The 22,266-nt window shown below is 44.0% G+C and carries 17 protein-coding genes and 1 pseudogene; 2 read left to right on the top strand and 16 right to left on the bottom strand.

The features are described from left to right. Positions 1-12: 12 nt before the first annotated feature. From D9603_RS22090 to D9603_RS06815, 10 genes and pseudogenes are all read right to left on the bottom strand, one after another. Positions 13-2,369: pseudogene (locus D9603_RS22090) on the bottom strand (DUF4815 domain-containing protein). A 949-nt stretch (positions 2,370-3,318) separates the two neighbouring features. Beyond that, entirely contained in the window at positions 3,319-4,938 is a 1,620-nt protein-coding gene (locus tag D9603_RS06855) for a phage tail protein (protein WP_128730755.1), read from the bottom strand. Positions 4,939-4,955: 17 nt separating this feature from the next. Next, positions 4,956-6,398: a hypothetical protein gene (locus D9603_RS06850; RefSeq protein ID WP_128730754.1), complete on the bottom strand. Its 1,443-nt coding sequence runs from the start codon at positions 6,396-6,398 to the stop codon at positions 4,956-4,958. Between the two features lie 16 nt (positions 6,399-6,414). After that, complete coding sequence (locus tag D9603_RS06845; protein WP_125251876.1) at positions 6,415-6,783, bottom strand: GPW/gp25 family protein; 369 nt, start codon at positions 6,781-6,783, stop codon at positions 6,415-6,417. 66 nt (positions 6,784-6,849) lie between these two features. Continuing rightward, a complete protein-coding gene (locus D9603_RS06840; protein ID WP_125251877.1) occupies positions 6,850-7,161 on the bottom strand; it encodes a PAAR domain-containing protein in 312 nt (103 codons plus the stop codon). Positions 7,162-7,204: 43 nt separating this feature from the next. After that, positions 7,205-8,563, bottom strand: a complete 1,359-nt coding sequence (locus D9603_RS06835; protein ID WP_128730753.1) for a hypothetical protein — start codon at positions 8,561-8,563, stop codon at positions 7,205-7,207. A 119-nt stretch (positions 8,564-8,682) separates the two neighbouring features. Next, complete coding sequence (locus D9603_RS06830; RefSeq protein ID WP_128730752.1) at positions 8,683-10,563, bottom strand: hypothetical protein; 1,881 nt, start codon at positions 10,561-10,563, stop codon at positions 8,683-8,685. Continuing rightward, positions 10,560-11,300, bottom strand: a complete 741-nt coding sequence (locus tag D9603_RS06825; protein WP_128730751.1) for a phage baseplate assembly protein V — start codon at positions 11,298-11,300, stop codon at positions 10,560-10,562. Before D9603_RS06825 ends, D9603_RS06830 begins: the two co-directional genes overlap by 4 nt. Next, positions 11,300-12,454, bottom strand: a complete 1,155-nt coding sequence (locus tag D9603_RS06820; RefSeq protein WP_128730750.1) for a hypothetical protein — start codon at positions 12,452-12,454, stop codon at positions 11,300-11,302. Before D9603_RS06820 ends, D9603_RS06825 begins: the two co-directional genes overlap by 1 nt. A gap of 234 nt (positions 12,455-12,688) precedes the next feature. Next, a complete protein-coding gene (locus D9603_RS06815; protein WP_128730749.1) occupies positions 12,689-13,240 on the bottom strand; it encodes a hypothetical protein in 552 nt (183 codons plus the stop codon). A gap of 445 nt (positions 13,241-13,685) precedes the next feature. Here D9603_RS06815 and D9603_RS06810 point away from each other — a divergent pair, with 445 nt between their 5' ends. Next, entirely contained in the window at positions 13,686-13,958 is a 273-nt protein-coding gene (locus D9603_RS06810) for a helix-turn-helix transcriptional regulator (RefSeq protein WP_125251883.1), read from the top strand. 294 nt (positions 13,959-14,252) lie between these two features. Next, positions 14,253-14,885 (top strand): hypothetical protein, encoded by a 633-nt coding sequence (locus tag D9603_RS06805; protein WP_128730748.1) that lies wholly within the window; start codon positions 14,253-14,255, stop codon positions 14,883-14,885. Positions 14,886-14,935: 50 nt separating this feature from the next. On the opposite strand, the gene D9603_RS06800 is transcribed toward D9603_RS06805, so the two are convergent. From D9603_RS06800 to D9603_RS06775, 6 genes are all read right to left on the bottom strand, one after another. Beyond that, positions 14,936-15,586 carry a hypothetical protein gene (locus D9603_RS06800; RefSeq protein WP_125251885.1) on the bottom strand — a complete coding sequence of 217 codons (651 nt, stop codon included), beginning with the start codon at positions 15,584-15,586 and terminating at the stop codon, positions 14,936-14,938. A gap of 7 nt (positions 15,587-15,593) precedes the next feature. After that, entirely contained in the window at positions 15,594-19,559 is a 3,966-nt protein-coding gene (locus tag D9603_RS06795; protein WP_128730747.1) for a hypothetical protein, read from the bottom strand. A gap of 125 nt (positions 19,560-19,684) precedes the next feature. Continuing rightward, positions 19,685-20,449, bottom strand: a complete 765-nt coding sequence (locus tag D9603_RS06790; protein WP_125251887.1) for a hypothetical protein — start codon at positions 20,447-20,449, stop codon at positions 19,685-19,687. A gap of 287 nt (positions 20,450-20,736) precedes the next feature. After that, positions 20,737-20,964 (bottom strand): hypothetical protein, encoded by a 228-nt coding sequence (locus D9603_RS06785; RefSeq protein ID WP_125251888.1) that lies wholly within the window; start codon positions 20,962-20,964, stop codon positions 20,737-20,739. An 88-nt stretch (positions 20,965-21,052) separates the two neighbouring features. Further along, on the bottom strand, positions 21,053-21,559 hold the full coding sequence (locus tag D9603_RS06780) for a hypothetical protein (protein WP_125251889.1): 507 nt from the start codon (positions 21,557-21,559) through the stop codon (positions 21,053-21,055). A gap of 141 nt (positions 21,560-21,700) precedes the next feature. Further along, the gene (locus D9603_RS06775) at positions 21,701-22,231 is read right to left on the bottom strand and encodes a hypothetical protein (protein WP_125251890.1); all 531 of its coding nucleotides are present in this window, start codon (positions 22,229-22,231) and stop codon (positions 21,701-21,703) included. Positions 22,232-22,266: the final 35 nt, after the last annotated feature.

Below are 22,266 nucleotides of genomic sequence, written 5' to 3'. Positions count from 1 at the left end.
ATTCTCTCTTTATTAGCCTAAGTTGCCATGGTTTGTGTGGCTGATAACCTCAGCACGGTTTTGTTGGCTAAATGAACCCAGACCCCATGAACAAGGACGTCTAAATACCGCTAGGCGGGAGTCCTTACTTAAATCAATCAGATATTTAGATGACGCTTTTAGCTCACTTTCTCCAGCCTCGCTAGTCCAACATTCAATGATGTCACCTTGACGGCGTACACGGACTAACATCCCTTCTGGGAATGCTGACCAAGCCGCCCCATTATTGTTACGCACATCGGTATTTTTTGAGCGAGAAATCTCAGTGGCATCGGCTGAGCGATAATCTTTAATAATGGCCCAGCGCAAATCGTTCTCGCCTTTGTCTTGGTTTCGAACAGCACTGAGGGTATGCTCTTTACCGTCAACTTTGATCCGAGCAATAACGATACCCATGCGGTCATTGTCGTTATCAAGGCCTGTGAAACGGGCGGTTACATCAAAGTTATCAAATGTATTGGTTGAAAGCAGCATTGCCCAAGAGGTTGAATTAAATCGATATTGAAGATGGCCGTTCGATACAGACCACGCAGAACTTTCATTACCAACTTGCCCATTAGTAGAAGGGTTGCTGCGCTCCCAGTTAAGGATTGCATGCTGTGCGCCTTCAAACAGTGGGCGTGTATCTAATCGTCTGTTGTCGCCAATTAGCAGTGTTTTGTCAACCGCTGGGAGGCCGTATTCACCAACAGAATCTGTTACATCTTTGCTCCCAAAGCGAATATTTCTTACCGCTTCACCTGGCTTAAAGCCTTGCAGGTCAAAGCTAACGCGCAGACTACGTAAGTTAGGCAAATCTTCTACACGCATGGTCGTGGATGAGCTCACATTTCGAGAATTAGTGACTGTGGCAACACTACCACTACCAAAACGCTGTCTGAAATCAGAGGCGCGCATACGTTGACGCGACGCAATGACGGTACGACTAATGGAAGTTCTTAGGTTTGTTTGTACTGTCCAATTATCGATCGCCGGAGAAATTGTCAGCTTTGGTGGAATTGGGTCAAATGCCGCATATGGATTGACCTTCATGGCCCCTGTGCTGGCATTTTGAGAGACAATTTCTTTTAAAGTATACGGTAAGCAGGCTAGACCCTGTGGTGCATCTTCTTGGCTGATTGACTTGGTATCTATGGTATTGACATCAAATGCCAAGGTGAGCTCTTGGTTCTGTGCATCGACCATTGCGGTTTGTGTAGCGCCACCATCACGATAGTCATCGCTGATGAATGGGTCAACAAACATACCTTTTGTAGTACGTGGATCGTCCGAGTTCGCAAGGCGTTCAACGCGCTCAACAGCCAACATATCAAACAGTTGTGAAATATGGTTGCGCATTTCGTTTAATTCGGACGCTTTGAGTGCCACCACGCCTGAGTCTTCGATCTGAGGGTTAACTCCCGCAGTCCAATGGTGGCGAATTTCAGCAAGCTGTAGGGCGCGGCCGGTACTGCTGGGGTAGTCAATGAACGAGTGTCCCCTTTGCCTTTAACGCGTTCTATTTGCCCTGTGCGGTTTAAGATAACCAAGTCTTTTCTCGGTAGCAGCGTTTCATAACTGACTAAGAAATGGGAATCTTCGACCGCATCTTGCAATGTAAAACCGGCTGCACTGATGTCGTTGGTGGGCACTGTTTCTGTTTTGGTAAATTGGACTTCGATGAAATAGTGCGCATCCATCGTAGGCGCTTGAGTTCCACTTCTAGACCAGTCTATAAAAGATCCAGATATGTCAAAGTGTACGCCTTCACGGTATTGTCGGCCGTCACCATATACGGCGATTATTTTAGTAGGGTTTTCTACAACAAAGTCACGTGTAGCGCTAAATTGGCCTCTTAGCACTCGGAATACTTGCTGTTTGGTGTAATCAACCCTAATAGGCTTATCAGTTGCAACGGGTTGCTCAAAAAGAGATACACCCATAATTCCCTTAGCATCAGGCTTAAATGTATGTCGCTCGGCAGCAACCGGCGCGGTATCAGGGTCAAAGTACTCTTTTATCTCAACGGTTTTATGTTGTTTTATTTCTGTGCCGTCGATATGGGCTTTGCCTTCAGAAACTTGAATAACATAAGAACTATCGTCGGTTTCGGTTATTGTTGCTTTTAGACCATTGACCACATAAGAGCCATTAGCATCTCTGTCATAACGAACAATGGCGCTAGACACTGGCTCTTGTACAATTTCACCTTTTACAACCGTTTTGAGATAACCATCTTCGACAACATGAATTTCATAGTAACGCGTGCCAGCGCTTTGATGGCGAGTGCCCCATTTTAGCGTTTTCTCTTGTGTGTCTGTATCGGTTGAGAGCCAAACACCCACTCCCATCACGCCACTCAAAGGTATGATCACTTCGCCTGCAGGCACCGTGTAAAGTACGCCCTTGTGGTAAAAACGCGCTGAATCTACTTTGCATCGTCCTGTTGCACGATCAATATACATAGAGCCACCACTGGCAAGCTGACCATCCACTAGGATAGTTTCACCCAGCGCTTTAATTTGATCGGTGAGCGTGCCGAATAATTCTTGGTGAGCGGTTGCATCGGTGTTATGTTCTTCAATCGAGCGATGGCCTGTGTATTTAAATTCAAATACTTGTGATGCTTGAATATTGGCAAGCGTGACGTGCATGCGCAGCGTGATAGAGCCATCTTTAAAATAAGTGACGTTATCGCTTGGGTGACCGATCGCCAGCAAAAACTCCGACCCTTCGTCTGGATTTTCACCGAACAGGTAAATCTCTTTGATGTGCTGATCTGTTTCGGTTACCTGTGGAGGTATTGTACAAACAAACTGAATGGTATTTTCAGAAACCACAGTTTGATCTGTGATGTGTGCGTCATACCAAGTGACATTTGTATCAGTTCGCTTTGCACTCAACTCCCCGTCTTGTGCCGAAATACCAAACCGTGTTGGGAAAATCGACCAGCCCTGGTTCGATGATGCCTTTACAGCTTCGGCAAGACCTTTATTGGTCACAATGCCTGTTATAGCCATGGAATAATCCCCTCAATTTTCATTTTGGTGGCGTTTGGGATAGGCCACCTACAAGTCTCAAGACATAAGTCTGTGTTAATACTACCACTGTTGTACAATGTGGCGCTAGCGTAAAGCGAAAAGGAGTGAAAAAAGAATATAGACTGTTACTCTTGCTTCAAACCAATTAGCGAATTTGTCTCAGTGCTACCATGTGTTATCGTCATGATTTTATGTACGTACCATAGAACCTAATATGTTAATTCTGATGCTTTTTATTCATTCACAATACATGATTCGGCTAGTCTGGCGGCACACTGTGTATGTTACCCGAAAACTCTCGGTCCAATTGTCCGACTATCATGCACATTAAAGGTGAGGGTAAAGCGCTTCTAAGTGTCTGTGCTACTATGCCTTTTGTGCCTACGATGTTGGCATTAAGTGTGACTGTAAGGGTTTGCTCCTGTTCTCTTTCTTTCGTGTAGCCAAGCAAATCTTGATGAACCAAGCCAACCACACTGGTAACAATAGGGCTGACAGTATAGCCATAAAATTGACTGAGTCCGACACCTGCCATGCCAAACAACACGCTTGTTGATGTGGCACCTGGAATTTCTCGGTCTGTGAGCACGTTGACGGCTGTGTTAATTTCTGTACTTACTGAGCAAGTATACTCTTGTACAATACTCGTCATGGTGGCTAAGTACTCACGCTCCAATAGACCTCTGACATCTAGCATCACTGGAGAGGCGACACTTCCTTCGAGCGTATGATTTGCGCGATAATGCACCCCCAACACCAGTGGTGATTGTACTGTCCCATCGAGGGTTTGATGAGGTAGAATGTTGTATGCGGTGCGTAGTTTTTCATCAACAAAATTGATGAGTAGTGCAAAGTCACTCATCACCGGGTAAACGTATTGACGCAAAAAGAGTCTCAGTGCTTGCAGTGCATTGCCTGTCAACTTATCGTTGTTTTTGGTCAGATCGACTTCCACGCGATAGGTCATTTCATCAGCGGTTTCGCCTGTCGGATCATCTTCCCACCACTCAAACAGTTGTACGTATTCTTTAAGCTCAAGCAAATCGAGCATCAGCTCAACCCCTTTTCTGGAGCCTTTTAGCTGGTGAATGGCCGTTAAAAATGAGCGCACCAGTGCTACATCTAGAGGACTCATGTTCAACGCATCGGTGAGATATTGATACCCGAACTCAGAAATAATTTGACTGTTTCGGTTGCGACTTAGGTCAAGGTCTTCTTGGGTGTATTTTTTGCCTTGAATAACCCACTCAAACCCTTCGGCAGCTGATTGAATTCGGTACTTAAAACCCGGTTCTAACGCATACAAATCGGAGTTTCGTAAGTCGTTGAATTGGTATACTAAGCCCAGTGTCTCGCATTTGATGGAATCAATTGGAACTGGATGGCCATGAGACAAACCCAAATACTCAAAACGTACAGGTGCAGCACACTTTATTTCATATAGGGCATTTTCTTCGAAATAGCCCTCTTTCATGTTGCGTTGTAACGGTGTAATTTGCTTGATGTATTCGACTGCCTCATCGGCAACGATGTGGCTGATGGGCTCTAGTGATAGTGCTTGTGCGATGAATTGATGTGTACCTGTGCCAAAACTCAATTCAGCGACTTGTCGTTTAATCAGCGGTTCATCCATGTACACACTGGGTTCAATGATGGTGTCGTTTGGGTAACCTGTGATTTGAAATATGTCTGAGGCAGGTTGTTTGGCTAGCACTAAGTAAGTGGCGTACTTATCCCTAATTGCTTCCAAATGTTCTTGAACATTGTTTGTCCGCTCAAAATAGATATGTTCTAGGGCGTCGATCACGTCTTTAAATAGCGGCTTATTTCGCAGCTTTTCCGGTACTAACCCTTGAATATCAATAAAAGAATTTTGCATCTCACTCTCCATATGCACTAACGCTGAGCGGGACCTGAAGTCGCTTCAAAGCTTTTACTTGAGTCATATAGCGACACACGTGGCATGAATTTGAAATACTCACTCCAAGCAATGTTAAGTGGTTGCCATTGCTCCAGTTCTTCATCGCTGAGATCGGGGGCTGGGAGCACCTCTATGCGCACGGCCTTGGCGTAAGGGAGATCAGCTAGAATGGCACTTTCTACGTCAAAAGAATCTAGCTTTAGACCTAAGCGGTTTTCAAATTGAGCCAAAGATTGGAGCACATCGATATCAATCGAAGAGGGGAGTTGATTACCTTTTTTAGGGATGATCTGTACTTCTAAGATCACTTCTACAACACGACCACTTACCAATACTGGCGGTGTTACACCCATCGGGCGATTTTCTTCCGGTGCGACCTGTGCTATTACGTTTTCTTTTTCTGCTTCGGTGAGAGGCTGCTCGGTGTCAATAATGTAGGCGATCATTTGCTTGGCTGAATCTAAATCTTTAGCTCGCACATCTATGGCATTTGGGAGCACTTCAGTGATGCGCTTCATATAGTCGTGACGGCCTCTGATCACACGCCCGGTTTCGTGGCGAAGCGGGCCTTTTACCTGTATCTCGCCGACGGTATCTGGAGCTTGATAGCGACTCGCGATCGCCACGTTCTCTAACGTGCCGACTTCTAGGTTAATATTGGTCAACTGCACGCGCTTGTTTTCATGCAGTTGAATATACAGTAGTGACAATTCATATCCGGCCCTGAACTTATCGGCATCTTCTAGGTAGTCATTAATAGCCATTACATCAATGGAACCCACCGTGTTGGTGATACAAACATATTTGCCATTGATCAGATCTATGACATCTTCACTGTGCGGCACGGCTTTATTGTTGAGCTTTAATTCAAAGTGCTCGCTGACATTTTCTTCTGTAAATCTAAATACTTGCGGTTTAGAGGTAGGCAATATGATAGATGTTGTGGCAAGTTGTCCAATGGCAACATCGATTTGTGTCGGTAGCGCACTTTCACTGCTTGGCGGAGAAATCGTATAATCTCCCAATGAGAGTAAATCATATACGCCAGACTCATCTTCGTATTCACCGACTTTATCGAACTTTTTGATAGTGGTGACACTTGAGGTGTAAATGGATAAACGCAGGCTCACGTTGCTACCACGATATGCAGAGTAGCCAAGAGGCCCCGCGATTGCGCGAGCTGAGCTTTCTAAATGAGTTTCGTGTAGGTATGCCTCTCGTCGATTTGCAAGTGCAGAATATGTGGTAAATGAACCGACTGCAGAGAGTAATTCTAGAATAATTTGCCCGGTACCAAATTTGTAAAAGTCGCGCCAAGCACCATCGGTTTCGGAGTATTTTTCTTCTAATTTGCCGGTGAGATCGTTCAGTATTTGTTCGTAGCTGAACGAGTCAGGCTGGATCAAGTCTTGTGACATGGGGCATTACCTCGTGTTAATCTTTGGTCTGCAGTTTTTTTGTGAAGGTAAAGGTTCTATCACCTAAGCCTTTGATACTATAAAGTAAGTTCACAGAGTAAATATGCTCGTCAGGTATCATCTCCACGTTTAAAGACATGATAACGACGCGTGGTTCAAACTGGGTGATGGCATTATTCAGCCTGTGTTGAATATTAAAAGCAATCTCGTCATCCATTATTTCAAACAATAGATGTTCAATATCCATCCCGTATTCTGGATGGAATACGCGCTCACCGAGACGTGTATTAAATAGGTTATTTAATGCTTGCTGTACGGACTCTTCGTCAGAGACGAGATGTTCAGTAAACATATCACATTGATTAACGTCACTATATAACGCCATTTAAAAACTCCAATATCTAGTCTCATTAGAAGCACATTGTACAATTTATCTGATTGGCGCGTTTATCTAGGCTGTTTTGACTTTACTGGCACCTGACACTATGACGCCAATATTACACCCTGTCACCAAGTCAGTGATCCGAGCATCATTTTTTTTCTCAGCCCTAGTAAACCCTGACGCTGTGACAATAACGCCCTTGTGACCACATGAAGATGAGGTAATATCGCCGAACCGTGCTTTTGGTTTACCCTGTGCAATGACGGTCTTTGCGCCTCGGCGTAAAATTGTCCCTGTCATTGGAATGGGGGTTGGGTGACATACACAAATGCCAACCCACCTGTCACCTAGTCGCGCGTTGTTTAGTGCTGGTAATACCATAATAAACCTCTCGTAGCGGAAAGTTAATAATATTGTACAATAATCACTGAGCGTCTACTCTGGAAATCAACTCAAACTGAATTTCTTGGCCAAATGTAATTAAGCCAAGCTCAAGCTCTGCAAACGTGGCTCTGTCAAAATGGAGTTGATCCCACGGTGTGTCAGTGTTTACCTCTCTTGCCAGCACGCTGAAGCCTGAGTCATCGCTGATGAGTTTCAGCTCTACTCCTTCTATTTCTGACCAAGTTTGAAACGATTGGCCGCTGCTATTATCTTCCAAAGGTACGTAGTCGGTTGGTGTGTTGAAGGTGACTTGATCAACAGCCACACTCATTACGCCGCCAATGCCTCTTTTAACAATACTGATCAGTTGTTCCTCATGGTCATAGCCTAGGCAAAAACCGGCAGCGTATCGATGCAGCGCCGTGCTTTTTAGATGCACGGTTAAACTCCCTCGCCAATCTGGATCGTTAATATCATTATACAAATAGTATCCGCGCCGATAGTAGCTCGAATCACTCAGCACCACTTCGTTTTCGCCGAGCCACTGCCATTCACCACGCAAAGCGCGCCAGCTATGAGATGAAAAGTCCACTGACGGGGTTGGCTCGTTAGGCTGCACCGAGTCGTTAGCGATAAAGCGTTCAATCTCGGTCTCTAGTTTTTGCTGTGCAGGCCCACTGAGCGCTTGCTTTGATTCAATCAATCGCTCTGAGAGTTGAGTGGCATGTCTTGCCTTATTGGTGGCCCAGAGTCCAATGTCTTCATCGTCAATTGAACCGTCTTCAAGTCCTGCTTGGAGTTGCTGAATATTAAAATAATTTTGCTTTATGTCTTGACTGTAGGTGGCCACAGCAGTGAAGCAGTGCTCAAATGGAGAATTAGGCTCCGTGAGCTGGCCTATTTCCATCATTAGTTGCGCTAAATGCTGCATGGCGGTTGACAGCAACTCATTGACTATTTTTGCAAAATCGAGCAGCTCTTGAGTGATATTTTTTAATGAATACAAAGTATTACGAATATTCGTGAGCTGCGAAGCAATAGCATTACAATCAGACAGTTGGGTAAGTTCGAAAAGCGGCGCCCGTAGTGGCTCGAAATACTCCCCGTTGGCAATTGAAGCAAATAAGCGGCTCATTCCGCCAATCGTTTGATAAAGAAATTCGTCATTGGATACCTCTACCGCGCGTCCATTGGTGCTCATGGCTGTGTAAAATGTGCCCAATTGGCGCATTTGCGACCTCATGTCGTTGCTGATTGTATTAATATCTGCGATGAGCTGCTGTCGTGTGTTGACAATACTGATGTCACAAAGCGTTTGTAAATCTGGGTGGGCGTTCAATACTTGCGTGCTTAGCTCATTTAAGCGCTGGCTGATGCCGTCAGGTAGCTGATCCGTCATAGTCGTTTCTCAAGTCTCATTTAAAAAGCGTAATTATGCTAACATCGATTTTGCTCGCGTATGAGCAGCTTAATTATATATTGTACAATAGTGAGAGGGGAGGATAAATCCTCATTTCATTAGTTCTCAGTAATTTTTGGTGCCTTCAATGCGATTTGTGTGCCTGCATTGTGTGTTTCTGTTTTACCTGTTTTGTAGCTGAGATTTTTGCCAACTTTATAGTTTGCATTTTGTGCTATGCGATAGTCGAGGTTCTTACCCACGTTCATAAAGAGATCTTTATCTATGACCCAGTCCATCGAGCCTGTTACGTGCCAGCCCCGTTTGGTTTTAGCAAGACTCGATGAGCCGCTGCCACCTTCAAGTAGCATAAATCCGGTATTACTCACATTAGCTGCGTTGACTTCACTGAGCATGTGGACACCCTTGAGAGACAGTGCCTTACCGAATTTATCTTTACCGATAGTGCCCATCGCTGCAGAAACGCTACCTTTACCTGAAAAAATATTGCCAGAACCTTGATAGTGGCCACCACTGATAGTGAGATCGCCGCCCACGGTATTACCTTGTAAAGTAGTATTTGCACCATCAGCAACGCTAATGTTTTTTCCTACGTTGACACCACTCATTGTTAACGAGGAGGTTTTGGATGCGGTTAATGACTGGCTTAAAGATCCGCCCTCTATGTTCAAGCTGCCTTGGTTGAGTAAAATATCAGTATCTGAGCTGGTTGTATTTACCATCGATAGCGCGCTTGAGCACTTGGTTAGGTTTAGGGCATTGGTGTCACCTTGCACTTTACCGCCGTCAATGCGCACAATGCTCTCTGTTATTGTGTACGCTACTTTTTGGCTTTTTACGTCGCTATTGTAACTCAACAAGGAACTGTTGTTGGATAATATGATTGCAGTGTCGCTCCCTGAAGCTTCCAAATTGGCATTGTGTAGCTCTACTTTACAGGCTGTCCCATCGATAATGCTTTGGGTCGCTTTTATCGAAGCATGCTGCACCTGCAACACTCCGTTTTTACCCGATAACACATTACTGGCGCTGCATTGCGTGTTGTGACCGATATACACTTTGCTATCGTCACAGCCTGACATGATGCCACTATCGGCTGATGAGTTAACTTTGATAGTAGAATTGATCGCCGACAACACTGGACCTTGCAGATCTTTAAAGAGCCATTTATCGACTTCTAAATTACTTGAATGCAGTGTAATGGCAACTTGGTTGGCGGACTTGGCAACGGTTGCACCCGCATTTATCTTTGCGCCATGATGTTGGGATAATATATGGCTACAGTTGTTGAACAATATCGCTTGGCTATTGTTCATAGTGAGGTCAGTACCATGGAATTGAAAGCGACAGTGTTTTGAGTTTTTGGCAAAAAATGTCCCCACAGGCAGTACTTTGGCATGAGGTCCCATGGAAAAGCTCATGGTAATGTGCTCACAATCCAATACATTATGCTCTGTGACCCAATCCTTAGTTTGTAACATAGTGACGGCCCCAAAGCGGCATTTAGACATGTTGCCGTTCCAACTAGACAGACCATTTAAACTGATAAAAAAGTGCTCGCTGTCTTTGATGTTTTCTAATGTGCTATCAATGAAAATAAAGCGGATTTTTGCATCAGGACTTTGGTTTTTCATTTTCCCTTGAATAGCGGCAATAGAGCTATTACGCAAAATAATAGTTGCCGGCGTTTCATAATTTAATGATTGTATTGTACAACCATTGAGTTGATAGGTGCCGTCTTTATCTATATTTAAATTACCGGCTTTACCGTGCAAACTGAAAGTTGGGTATTTAAGTGAACGCTCAGTTGCAAATATGGGAGCTGAGCTTTGTTGTTCGTTAAATATTCCTGTTGTCAGATGATCAATGGCGTTACCTGTTTCAAGCTGTGCAGGCTTGAGATCGGCAGGGTAGGGATTGTTGTCAATGACACCCGCTTCTACATCCTTACGATGCAGTATTCTGTTGGGATGTGTCATGATTTATCTCCTTTTGGATTGCCTTGACCTATGATTTGATTGATTATGTTTTCAAAACCAATGCCATTTTGTGCCGTTGCGACATCCACTCCGTTGCTTGCTAGCAATGAAATAGCATCCGCACTGTTGATCATCAAAGAAGGTGTATTAAGAAAGATACCGTTTTTAGTTATAGTGAGTTCAACCCCCGCAAAGCTTGCATAAAGCTTTTGGTTTTCTCTATCAAACTCAACTAAGGTGCCATGTGGATCGCTGAGTAAAGTGACACTGCGTTCATTATCGTTAAATGTCTGACTGCCATCTTGCTGACGCGACTCTTTAAATGATAGACCTGGTGCGTGACTGGTAATAGATTTATTGCCATGAGCATCTGCTTCGCCATATCGGTGAGGATACTCACTTTGAAAATCCGTTGGGCGCGTTTGGCGGTTACTGACGCGCCAACGGTATACTGGGTGGTAGATACTCTTTTCTGGAAATTCAACTAATACCGTAGAGTGTAGCTCTGGTACATACATGCTGCTGCCAAACGCATTATTGCCAAGGTGTGCGGGTAATTGAGGATAGCACCAAGGTAAATCATCGATATCGATAAACTTGCTATCCATGAGGCCTTCAATAGAAACTTTGACTCTACCTAACATTCTGGGGTCTTTTACATCAACCACAGTCCCTTCGTATTGGCGTTGAAGAGCATTTCTCGGACGTAGCCAATCAGATTGTTTTATTAGCCCCATTAGCGTATCTCTCCAGCAATATCTTCATGAGTTTCACGGCTAAGCTCAACGGTCGTGACGATGTGATTGTTGGCAAATTTGCGACTTAGTTTACTGATAATATATAAACCTGTGTGGGTCTCGTCAGTGGCAGCATTGGTGCTGTCTGGCTCTAAGAAAGAGACAAGATCCAGTACGCGCATCTGTGGGTGTAGTTGATCAGAATACGAAAGCGTTACGGTGACGGTACTAAATAGCGCCAGCGATGTGATGTTTTGTTGGTGTGCATGCCAGTATTTGGGGTGCACATTGTCGTTCAGCCATTGCGGTGTGCCGCGCCTACCATCGATATCTGAGCGTCGCGGAAATAAATTTGATTTGGTGAGCTTTGGCGTAGGCATTTCGAGTAATTCCTCGTATTCACCCAAGTCCCTATCAGTGATGTCTACTCGATTGCCATAACCTAACCAATGGTTGATAAAACCACTATTGGTATTGATTGTATATTCACCGCTATACCAAATGTTTTTGTCGTCTGCATTGTCCTTCACGTTTGGTAAAAACGCCCAATTAGGCTGTGCTTTGCTGACCAAGGTTTTTAAATCTCGAATACGAAAATCTCCGTTGGTACAAGGAGCAAGCATGAGCATAGAGTCTGGTAAGTTAGCATGAAGCCAGATGTCAGAAATAAATTTTTTATCGGTATCATTTGGTTGTAACCAAACTTGTCGGTCTTGTGACTTAGCGAGATTGCTATCTACCTTTTTGAAATGCGTTTTGGCAATCGTGGTAATTGCTTCTATTGCCGATTTTTCTTTTAGCGCCCTTTGGCGATGCTCTGCCAAATAGGACATTGCCGCATAAATTCCGGTAAATTTAATAAGGTAGTGGCTCGCAATGCGCTTTACCATGACGTTAGTGACTTGAAATGACGTCACAACCCCATCACTGTCATCTTCGTTGCGACGAAACATGACATTGAGTCTATTACCTTCGTGAAACAAAGCCCTGACTTTTTTATCACGACAGATCAGCGTTGCGCTGATTGTTGGTAAGGCGGTACCTACGGTCTCTATCATCTCAATTTCTTGGATATCTAGGTTACCTTGAGAATCGGCCAAAGATACACCGCCAATTTCGAGGTTTAACTCGTATTGACCTTCAATTTTCAACATACTTATCAAGTCTCATTAGGTGCTGGAAAACCAACTGTGTGAATTAATTCGTCTGTATGCTAGCTTACTGCGTTGAATAAGGATAGTAATTTATATTGTACAATAGTTGTTGCCAAGGATCACCTGTTTCAGCTTTATTATGTCAGTGAATAATAATTGTGTTTGGTGTCGACCTTGATGTTAACAGGTATAACAGAGAGCGGCTCAACAAGGGCTTTTCTCTGCTGTTTTTTATTATAATCCGATATTAAAAGCGAGGCAGTTTCTGACTATCGCTTGGCCTTTTTTACCGACAGATGGTTGATAATGGCGGATAAATGTTTGCGCTACTTTTTTCAAAAAGTGATTTTGCAAATCATTCTCTGGTAGCCACTTTGCTATGGGAACTACGTTTCCCTGTGCATTATCTTTATAAAGTAAAATAATGGCAGATGAAGCGAGACCATGCTGATCGCACACAAACTCACTCAGATGTTGTTCATGGTTTGTCACAAGCGCTACTTTGTAACGTGTGTTAACAATGTTAGGAGCGCCATTAAACGCGGTTAATATATTGAATAATAGCGCCTCATAGTCTTTTAAAAAGCGCTCCTGAATAAGACCTTTTAAGGCTCGTGTATAAGTCACATTCGTGTGCTGTAAACTAGAGTCAAGCTGTGATTGACTGTCACGTTTAATGGTCGAGATAGGAAACACGTTTTGGTGGTTGTTAACCTTTAGGGTAGCGTGCTGACCAGCGAGACTTGTAAGCATACTTGATGTATTAAGATAATCTGATTTATACATAGAGATTGTACTCCTTTCTCAGAGTTGTTTTATTTCACCAACTAGAGCGCTACATCTCGGTTTGGCGCACCAGTTGGTAGCAAGTGGAAGCCTATATGAAAAAAAAGTTAAAGAATCCATGATTTTTGAACTTTTTTAATTGAAACATAGTGTTGGGCTTTCCATTTACTTATGTTACGTGTATTCTTCGACGCGTACATGGTAAACCTGTTTTCTTTGGTCTTGTGTTTTTTAGAACGAAGAGTGTGAGCAGTTGCTGACCTCTTTGAGACATATAGTATGTCCCCTAGTTCAGATAAATAAGGCTACAGAGATAGATTCAGTTATGTTAATCTACCTATGTTAATTAGAGTTAGCTTAAATGTTATCCTATTTATTGAGCTGAAGGTGTGCTGAGTGTAAGCATTGGAACGCTAGTAGTGGTTTTTATATACTGGAGAGCCTTTTGAAGTACCAATTCACAGGGGATGATTTATGGAGACTCCGAAAGTGGATGCGTTTGACGCAGGCTCAAATGGCTGATCTAGTCGGTATTTCTAAAAATCATTACTGGACCCTAGAAAATTCAATTACTGAGACTGTCGATCATAAGTACGTAGGTATTTGGTTAAAGCAGGCTGGGCTAATTAAGCACAGTTGGTGGCAACCCTTTTTGGAATTAAAAGAGTCAATGGGTGAGCGGCCGATCCGTGCGCGTAAAAAAGACAACACGCTGTGACCGCCTTATTCATAAATAATGTTGTACAAAAACCAAATTAACCCCGCTTTTACCTGTGCCGTTGTGGTTCGAAATATTAGGCATATGTGTTTTATTTAATTTATTTGACTTGTAACCTTAAGGATATTTGGATGGCTAAGAATATACGTAAACAGCTTAAAATAATTGTTTGTTATGATACTCTTAAAAACGTGTCTGGTGGTAGTGGTGGTGATCAACTTCCAAAGGAAGTTAGGCCTAAGTAGCTGAATACTGGAACTTATCAGCGCTGTAATAATAAAAGGGAGAAAGTAAGTGAGCCGTAATCACTTATATATACTTGTAGTGGTAGTTGTCTCTGCACTTTTTGCAATGGTTGATAGTGCTACGGTATCAAGAAATGTGTTAATTGGTGTCTTATTAATTGTGACAGTGACCAATTGGCGGAATATAAATATTGCACATATATCTTGTATCTTATTAATCATTACACTCATTGAATATCTAGTGTTCTTTATTTTCTTTAAGTATTGGGTCTATTCGTCATTTTTTGGTAATGCGGTAATTTATATGATCCATTCGATGCTCGACTCTATAGTAATATGGGCGATGTATAATCGTGACAAAATATCTCGCTATGTGTTGAAAAAGCAGGGATATGCACAAGAATTGGGTTATAAAATCTTTACTGACTCATGTCTAGTTGTTGTATTCACAGGATTTCTAGTTATAGATGTTGCTGCTTTTTCAGAAAATTTACTACGAAATTTGCACGAGTTAGGGGTAAGCAGGCAAATCGCCGAACCATTTTGGAATGTGTATTTTATTTACGATCTTTATCTGCCCATTAAAAATATACTAAACAGTATCACCATTAGCATCATCGTCTTGTCGGTTTATGCCCTGTATGTCAAACCCCGCCAGCTGCGCGCACAGCAGCAACGTTAAACCACTTATTTTGGTTGCAGTAAGTAACATGCTGCAACCAACTTCTCCCTTTACACTTGTATCATTTCAATGGCTTCATCGGCTGTAAGCAACTTCCATGGCGTTAAAGTGCACGACACTTCGGCATACAACGGGTAACCATTTTGTGTCACCTGTTTGCTGAAAGTGGCGGAGACATCTTCCATTAATAAGTTTTTGGCTTCAAACCAACGGCCTATTTTTAAGCTTATCAGCCCCGAGGCTGAGTCCAGCCCAGTAAATTTGTAGTTGTTAGGTGCGCTTAAGAATAAGTCAACGCCCGCAATGGACGCAGCTGGCCCTGATGGGTAAACCGTTTTTAAAAGCGCAGCTACCTTTTGTCTTACATCCATACCATCTTTATATGCGACAATGAGAAAGTTGATTGGAATGGAGGGCGATTCACTTGATAGCCAGTGCTTTCGTGTCGATGCAATAGATGTCATCGACATTTGTGAGGGTGCCATGCCAAATAGGCTTAACGCGCTGTGCGCAGTTCTGGAGATTTCATCGGCAGACTCTAAATGTCCCGGTTGTTTGCCCTCCCATTGTGCGGCGCCCGCAACCGTCACTGCTTCGGTGAGGAAGCCTGTGATTGAGTCGTTTGGGGTCACAATATACAGTTTAGCATCTGGTACTTGTCCAGACTCGAGTGCTTCTAAATCTAGTGTATAGTCGCTCATATAACCTCTAATCGAATAAGATACTGTTCATTATCGCAATCCCATAGTCATCGATGCCAAAACTACTTTGAGCTGGTGTTGAACGACTTGCTGGGCGATTTAATTGCACCGACTTGCGTGATGCAGACACCGGTTTTACAGTACTACTTGCTGGCAATTTCTTCGCAGTGGCCTGTGTGTTGACCACGTGCGAGAGTGTATCTTTGCGCAGAACTTGGTCGTTAAGTGGCTCTGGTATCGATGTTTTGGTATCTATTTGCAGTGATGATGCAAGGTTGGCAACTTCTGTTTGTTCCCTTTTCTCTTTACTTTGCTCGTGTTTGGCTGCTGTGTGAACGCGTGAGCTATGCGTCGGTATGTGTTGCTGTACCATCATCTGACCGGATGCTGGGGTGGTGGCTGCCTGTGTGTGTGGTTGTGTCATCATCGTCAACGGTATTGCGGCGGCTTTGATTAAACGAGTTGACTGTGATTTTGAATTTTTCGTTGTACCCTGAGGGTCGTTGGAAAAAAGCCCTGAAAATAGGTGACTGCCAAGGTTCACCACCTTAGAGCCAACATCGTACAAAGTGCGCGCGGTATTTCCTTCATCCAGTTGACCAAATGAGATCCCGGACAAAATAGAGCCAGCTGCTGATGCGACTTTCTGACCTGTGCTGGCTTTTTCATTTGCTTGCAGTGCAAAGTTTTCATCTGCACGTTGCCATCCAGCTGCGCCATCTAGTAAAGCTAAACCCGCCGTGAGTGCTTGACCTGCTATTGGAACAAATTTAGCTCCTCCAAGTACTGCTCGCCCCAACCCTTTCATTGATGGGAGTCGGCTTGAAATAGACTTACTGGTATGCGATAGAGCCTTACTCGGCGTTGATTTACCTTGGGTTGTTTTCCTGCGTCGGCTTTGCGCTTTTACTTCAGATCCAAGACGAGGCTTAGCCTCTCTTCTATGCGCTTTTTTATGGCTAGTATCCGGTGCACCGCTGAGTGCGGCCATTCCGCCTGTCGCTAATGATGCTATGCCTGAAACTGCAGCGCTTGCGCCTCTTGATAATGTAGATATAAAGGAGCGACCAGTGCCGAGACGCTTCACTACCGTAGGTCTCGCTTTATTGCTGCGGCCATTCCGTTTACGATTAGTGCGCTTCTCTCGTTTGCTGGTATGCTTGTCTAGTAAATTGCCTAATAAATTATCCGCTGAGCCATCCTTTGGAAGTATGGTTTTGAACAAGCGTAATGTTTGATTCAGTTCTGACAGCGACTCCTTTTGTTCAGCGAATAACGAAGCGCCCAGATTAAGAAGTCGGCCCGTGATATTGCCTTGTTGACCTTGAATTCGAGTAGAGCGTGGATCCATGTGACTGGCTGCGTTTTTAGCAGTGTCGTGGGCTAATGATGCACCAAACAGGCTGGCGACCTGAGTGATAACTTCATACTTGTTCAGCAAGCCTGTTGTCGTCGCTAATCGAGGTCGTGTGTTGCTGCGCGTTGGTGCTTTGCTGTTACCTGACAATAACCGCAAACTCATCCTCCCATTTAGGGGAGACTGTTTTGTTGTTGGGCGTTTATCTGGATTTGCTACGTGGGTGACATGTGATGGCAAATACTCAGTTGCAAGTTTGGCTAAAGACTGTGTAGGAGCGGCTGCCCAAGTAGTGCGATTGGCTTTCACCTGACGCGCGCGCTTTTGATGTGCTTGCTTACCTTGAGCTGACGTACGTGCTTGGTTTGCTCTTTGTTGGTTCGTATGGGCAATATTCTGGTGAGCAGCTGAAGTTCGCTTGTCACCTTGAATAACTAGCGTGCTGCCTTTATCAATGGTGATCTGGGTATTGTTCAGGCGCAGTGTTTTGGGTGCTGCAACACTTTTTGTAGAGACAGACGCATTAGGGTTAACGTCGCTCGCAGTGATCCCTCCCAACAGCGCGGTGGTTTTAACGCGACCTTGTGGTGGTGCAATCGTTTTTTGACCTTGGGTAGATTTGGCCGTGTTGCTAGGTGGTTGCCTGGTCGCAAAAAGCTCTGTCACTGACCCCATCACACGCTTAGCCAAGCTTTTGTTTTGTGGCTTGGCAATACGTTTATCCAGTTTGGCAGTCTTAGGGTTACCGCCACTAAACAATGCTTTGAGATCGAGTATATTTGGTAGGTCATCAAGACCGAGTGTACCAAGTGCGACACGTAACCATTCATGCTTGTCAATGTTCAAAATCGACTGCTGCTCTGCGCGCCTATTTAAAGCCTCGCGATTAACCTGGGGTTTATGTCGCGGCTTTGTCGCTTGTCTAGTTGCTGTTACTCGTTGCGTTTGCAGCCGTGCAAAGGCCTCATTTACTGTACCTAGAATATTGAGCTTAGCTAGAGCAGGGGGAGCTATTTGCCCTTGTGGGCGTGGTGAGGTTGATTGTTTAATAAGTGTCTGTAATATCGCCTGCTGTGGCTTTGGTGCATCAACTAGCATTTCTTTATAGCTATTGGTCATACGCCCTTGCGTGATGGGCGTAGTGCTTTTTTGTTGCTGATTAAATGCACTAATCAAGGGCGCACAATCGGACAGCAACTGACGAAGAGAGTGAGTCTCTAAACGCTGTCCCTTGAGTAGCGTGTCTATATTTACAGAGGTAAGCGCGCTCGACTTTGTTCCGTTTATTTTGGCAATCGCCTGCAACTGCGTGCTGAGGCTACGTAATGCCGCATTGAGTAGCGCGTGTGTTTCCTCTGCGTGCTGTTGAGTGGGCACGGCGGCTTTTGCTGCACTCACTGGGAGCTGTGAGCGACTTTGTATCTCAGAATTTGGTTGTCGAGTGTTTTTGTTTTGGCTGTGGTGTTTGGGCACTGACGGATCAAAGGTGGATTGTGCGGTGCCTACGCCAATGAGCGCAGCTTTTGTTGAAATCACGGTGCTGCTAGTATTGCCCCGCATCATTGCGGTGTCAGTTGGTGCAAGCATAACAGCCGCTTGTGAAGCGCGTTTTGCAACGGTTGCTGTACTGCTATTTGGTGCGACTTGATTAACGTCAGATGACTGTTTTCCTGCACCTTTTTGACTGGTGAAAAGCGCATCAAAATTAACCAGTTCTGGTAAGTCATCAAGCCCAACTGTGCCCAGTGCAACCTTAAATAACTCTTTTTTGTCGATGTTGAACAAGCTTGGCTTGTCTTTTGTGGTGTCTGAGTTATCTTCTTTGTTGTGCAGATCTGAGCTTCGTCTGGCGCTTTTTAATGCCCGAGATTGTTGAGATTGCTTTTGTTGCTTCTCACTCTGCGCTTTTATATGGCTAGCAAGTTCTGTGAGCGTGCTATCCATATGAGTTAATACATTGAGCTGTGCGTGATCAGCAGCGGCATTTTGTGACAATAAATCTAAGGCCGAGTGGCACTGTGCTCGCTGGCTTTGATCTTTGCTTAATTGTAACTGTGCACTATATTGTCTCGCGATATCCTGAACTAAAATTGGATGATCGCTTTGCTGCTTGGCATTAAAAGCCTTGATCATTGGCCCAAGCATTTTCATTGTGGCGCGCAATGCCTCGATTGACAGATCTTGCCCTTGAAGGAGCTTATCTATATTCAGCGCATGGGGAACATTTTGTAGAGACTGTCCTGTGTTATGTTGAGCCGTTTTTAGTTCATCCAGGTTCAGAGCTTGCAATTGGACAGTAAGGCCCCTTACCACGGCATTGATCAAACCGGTCGCTGTATTTTTGGGGAGTGTAGTTAGAGTTGGGTATGATTGCCCATTGGAGATAGGAGTATTAGCCTGTCTCGTATTGGGGGAGGGGCTTTTGAAGCGAGCAAAAGCTAACTGCAAGCGTTTTGCCAGCACCGCGAACTCTTGAGGCTGCGCTTGGCGCGGCTCAAAAATGCGAATACCGCTTGGCTGCGTGCTGTTAATAGTTGTGACGTTACCCAAATTAGGGAGGCTTAGCGCATTTGACTGACGTAATTTGTCAATGTGGCGCACAGCGATGTTAGCCATACAAGTCTCCAAAATGTAATGACTCGGTCTACTGGCCCGAGTCTAAGTATTTACGTAATCGTTGTTGTAGCAGCATTGCCATACCAAAATCGAACTTGGCCAGTTCGGTGGGAGACAATATCTGCTTAATTGCCAAACCGAACTCGACTTCCAGTAGTTGGTTCAGATTTGCGAAAGGGATTGATAAGGGCCGCCTCATCGTCTAGAGAAGCTGAAAAAACAATGCCACATTCAGTATTGGCACAAGTTACCGCCATAGGTTTTAAATCGTGATATAAAAACTTGTCGATGTCCTCTAGTGTGGCCGCGTCATCGCCAATGGCATTGTTAAATAAATTATATGCCAACTTGTAATCAAGAGATGACTGCATTGCAGCGATAGCGACTGGGTCTTCATCGGCATTGCGTCGAGTCAACTCTAAATACTGGCCGACCGTGAGGGGTTTAAATTTAACGTCTGTCATGCCACATAAATCAGCGATAACGGGTAATTTAGGTGCCGCTAGGTCTTCAAATTGCAAATTTTCCCAGCCAAATTGATGTTGCACACTATGTTGACACTGTGGACATTCAACATTCAAATTAAACTCTACGGCATTCATTGTGCTCAAACGACGTAACAAGGCAATGTATAAAAAATCAAAAAATGTGATGTCTTCGCGATCCATTCCTTCTACGCTAATACCATTCAGGATTTTTTCTGTGCTTTTTGCACTAGACATTGTGCCTTGTGCCTGGGAAAACATCTTTACTTCGCCAAATGTATATGGCTTGTAGTGTATTTCTGTTCCAACAGGGTAAGCTAAACCACGAGAGGGCAATTGTGCCACTTTTACCATGGTATCAGGTAGGTTGCTTTCTCTGTCTAGTGCTTGTTGTAATTCATTCATCGTATCATTACCTCAGTCTCAGTTTGCCACCATCTATTGGCGACACCTTTTAATCTTCTATTACGATAATCGCGCGTTTGTACTAATTTGTGTCACTACGTGAGCTATTTTTAGGCGGTATATTCGTATCAATAACTCCGCTATCTTGTTGTGCTGTCGCCAAGCTAGCTACATCCATATAGGCAAAGCAAAAATATTGCTACTTAGTTGCTCTAAATAGCAATTTTTGATGCAGTCAGTGTCAGATTTACGCCTTCAAATTGAATATGTAGTAAGGTAAATTGGTATTAAATACTGGTTCTGTACTCTACAGCTGGATAGATCCCTTGAATAAGAAAGCCTAACTTAGCAAGTGTTATCGCTTCTTTTTGGGCGATTTCTTTACTCATCATCCAGATAACTTCGCTTCGAGCACCGTTATTGCGACTCTTAAATACCAAGCCGTGATATGCGTATTCATTGGTCGTTTTAAAACGACCGTGTGGGGTGTCGATCATAAAGCGATATTTACTCATGAGGATCTCCATAACAGGTTGTACACCATCGGTGGGTGCGTCTAATTTAATCAACGTGTGATCAGAGTGTGTGTTTGGCTCTGAACCGTCACTTTTTTGTTTGGCTTAAAATACCCAGTACCTTGAAACTTATAGTATTTTCATGGCTGCCGCTTTCACTTGTGCCTGAAAAATTTAAGTCGCCATCAGGTATTACCATGTAAACTGTCTCTTTGGTTGGCTTTCTTTGTGCGTCTAACATTCTTACTTGTAGATAACGAACACATTCATGGGCGGTGCGCACAAATTTACCCTCACCAAAAATATCTTTGTTTACCCAGTCGCTTATCCAGTGCTTTATCGAATGCTCGCTATCATCAATAAAGCTGATATCTACAGTGGTCTCACTGGTACTTTGTGGCACACTGTAAGATGAAAGATAAGCTTCAAAGGTAAAGCTTTGTGTTGTTGCTAAATTTTCGTTGACTGTTGTAGCTGGGAACCAATTCGTGAACTGCCCCGGCCCAGAGTTACTGCGGTCTATGAGCCTGCAGTCCCATAAGTAGTCTTTAGCCCAATCAACATTACGTACTGATTCCATCGAAAAATCAGCCATAGACCAGTCTCCGTATTTACACAACGATTACGTTGTGTATTGTACAATATATTAAAGCAAGTTTTATATTGTACAAAGTTAAAAAAAGGGGGCGCACTCGCCACCCTTTTTGTTGCCACACGAATATTACTTTATGGTTGCTTACTGTACAGAAGCACCAGCGCCCATTTTGAAGTAGTCGTATGATAAAGTTAGGCTCGGGCGCATGATATCTGACGTATCACCACCTAGTTCACCGCCCCAGTCCACGCTTTCTAAATAACAACCAAATAGCTTGTAGGTCCAGATTGGCTCGTCCTGATTATTTAGACGCGTTAGTAGCATATCACATTGATATTCCGCACGTTTCTTTTGTTTACCTATGCCTGTTTCCCACAATGCTTCACGCCAGTTGTGAAGCATATTGTGGATAGTGTTATCGACAGTTTCAGCAAACGTGAGATTGATTGTGTGATCATCATCCACAATACCTGCTTGCTTGATATGGTGACCTCGGATTTGAATATCAATGCTCTGCACGGCGCTTGTTGGCAGTGAGCTTGATAAACATCGTACGTTTAAGTCGTTACGGTCGAATGCAACTGCCGGAGGGGGCGTGAACCAAACATCCCACTTATACAGAACAGCAAAGTCGTCTAAGTTACGGATCTGTTCAATTTGTAAACCAGCCATATTGGCCTCCTTTATTGGTGCAGGGTATGTACCCT

Source organism: Pseudoalteromonas sp. PS5, from assembly GCF_004103255.1.
Classification (GTDB): domain Bacteria; phylum Pseudomonadota; class Gammaproteobacteria; order Enterobacterales; family Alteromonadaceae; genus Pseudoalteromonas; species Pseudoalteromonas peptidolytica.
Note: the sequence above shows the minus strand (reverse complement) of the source record. Positions and strands in the feature narration are given on the sequence as shown.

Bases quoted from the DNA above. Each gene is read 5' to 3' on its own strand.
- D9603_RS06855 (WP_128730755.1), bottom strand. From the start codon at position 4,938: ATGCAAAATTCTTTTATTGATATTCAAGGGTTAGTACCGGAAAAGCTG.
- D9603_RS06850 (WP_128730754.1), bottom strand. From the start codon at position 6,398: ATGTCACAAGACTTGATCCAGCCTGACTCGTTCAGCTACGAACAAATA.
- D9603_RS06845 (WP_125251876.1), bottom strand. From the start codon at position 6,783: ATGGCGTTATATAGTGACGTTAATCAATGTGATATGTTTACTGAACAT.
- D9603_RS06840 (WP_125251877.1), bottom strand. From the start codon at position 7,161: ATGGTATTACCAGCACTAAACAACGCGCGACTAGGTGACAGGTGGGTT.
- D9603_RS06835 (WP_128730753.1), bottom strand. From the start codon at position 8,563: ATGACGGATCAGCTACCTGACGGCATCAGCCAGCGCTTAAATGAGCTA.
- D9603_RS06830 (WP_128730752.1), bottom strand. From the start codon at position 10,563: ATGACACATCCCAACAGAATACTGCATCGTAAGGATGTAGAAGCGGGT.
- D9603_RS06825 (WP_128730751.1), bottom strand. From the start codon at position 11,300: ATGGGGCTAATAAAACAATCTGATTGGCTACGTCCGAGAAATGCTCTT.
- D9603_RS06820 (WP_128730750.1), bottom strand. From the start codon at position 12,454: ATGTTGAAAATTGAAGGTCAATACGAGTTAAACCTCGAAATTGGCGGT.
- D9603_RS06815 (WP_128730749.1), bottom strand. From the start codon at position 13,240: ATGTATAAATCAGATTATCTTAATACATCAAGTATGCTTACAAGTCTC.
- D9603_RS06800 (WP_125251885.1), bottom strand. From the start codon at position 15,586: ATGAGCGACTATACACTAGATTTAGAAGCACTCGAGTCTGGACAAGTA.
- D9603_RS06795 (WP_128730747.1), bottom strand. From the start codon at position 19,559: ATGGCTAACATCGCTGTGCGCCACATTGACAAATTACGTCAGTCAAAT.
- D9603_RS06790 (WP_125251887.1), bottom strand. From the start codon at position 20,449: ATGAATGAATTACAACAAGCACTAGACAGAGAAAGCAACCTACCTGAT.
- D9603_RS06785 (WP_125251888.1), bottom strand. From the start codon at position 20,964: ATGAGTAAATATCGCTTTATGATCGACACCCCACACGGTCGTTTTAAA.
- D9603_RS06780 (WP_125251889.1), bottom strand. From the start codon at position 21,559: ATGGCTGATTTTTCGATGGAATCAGTACGTAATGTTGATTGGGCTAAA.
- D9603_RS06775 (WP_125251890.1), bottom strand. From the start codon at position 22,231: ATGGCTGGTTTACAAATTGAACAGATCCGTAACTTAGACGACTTTGCT.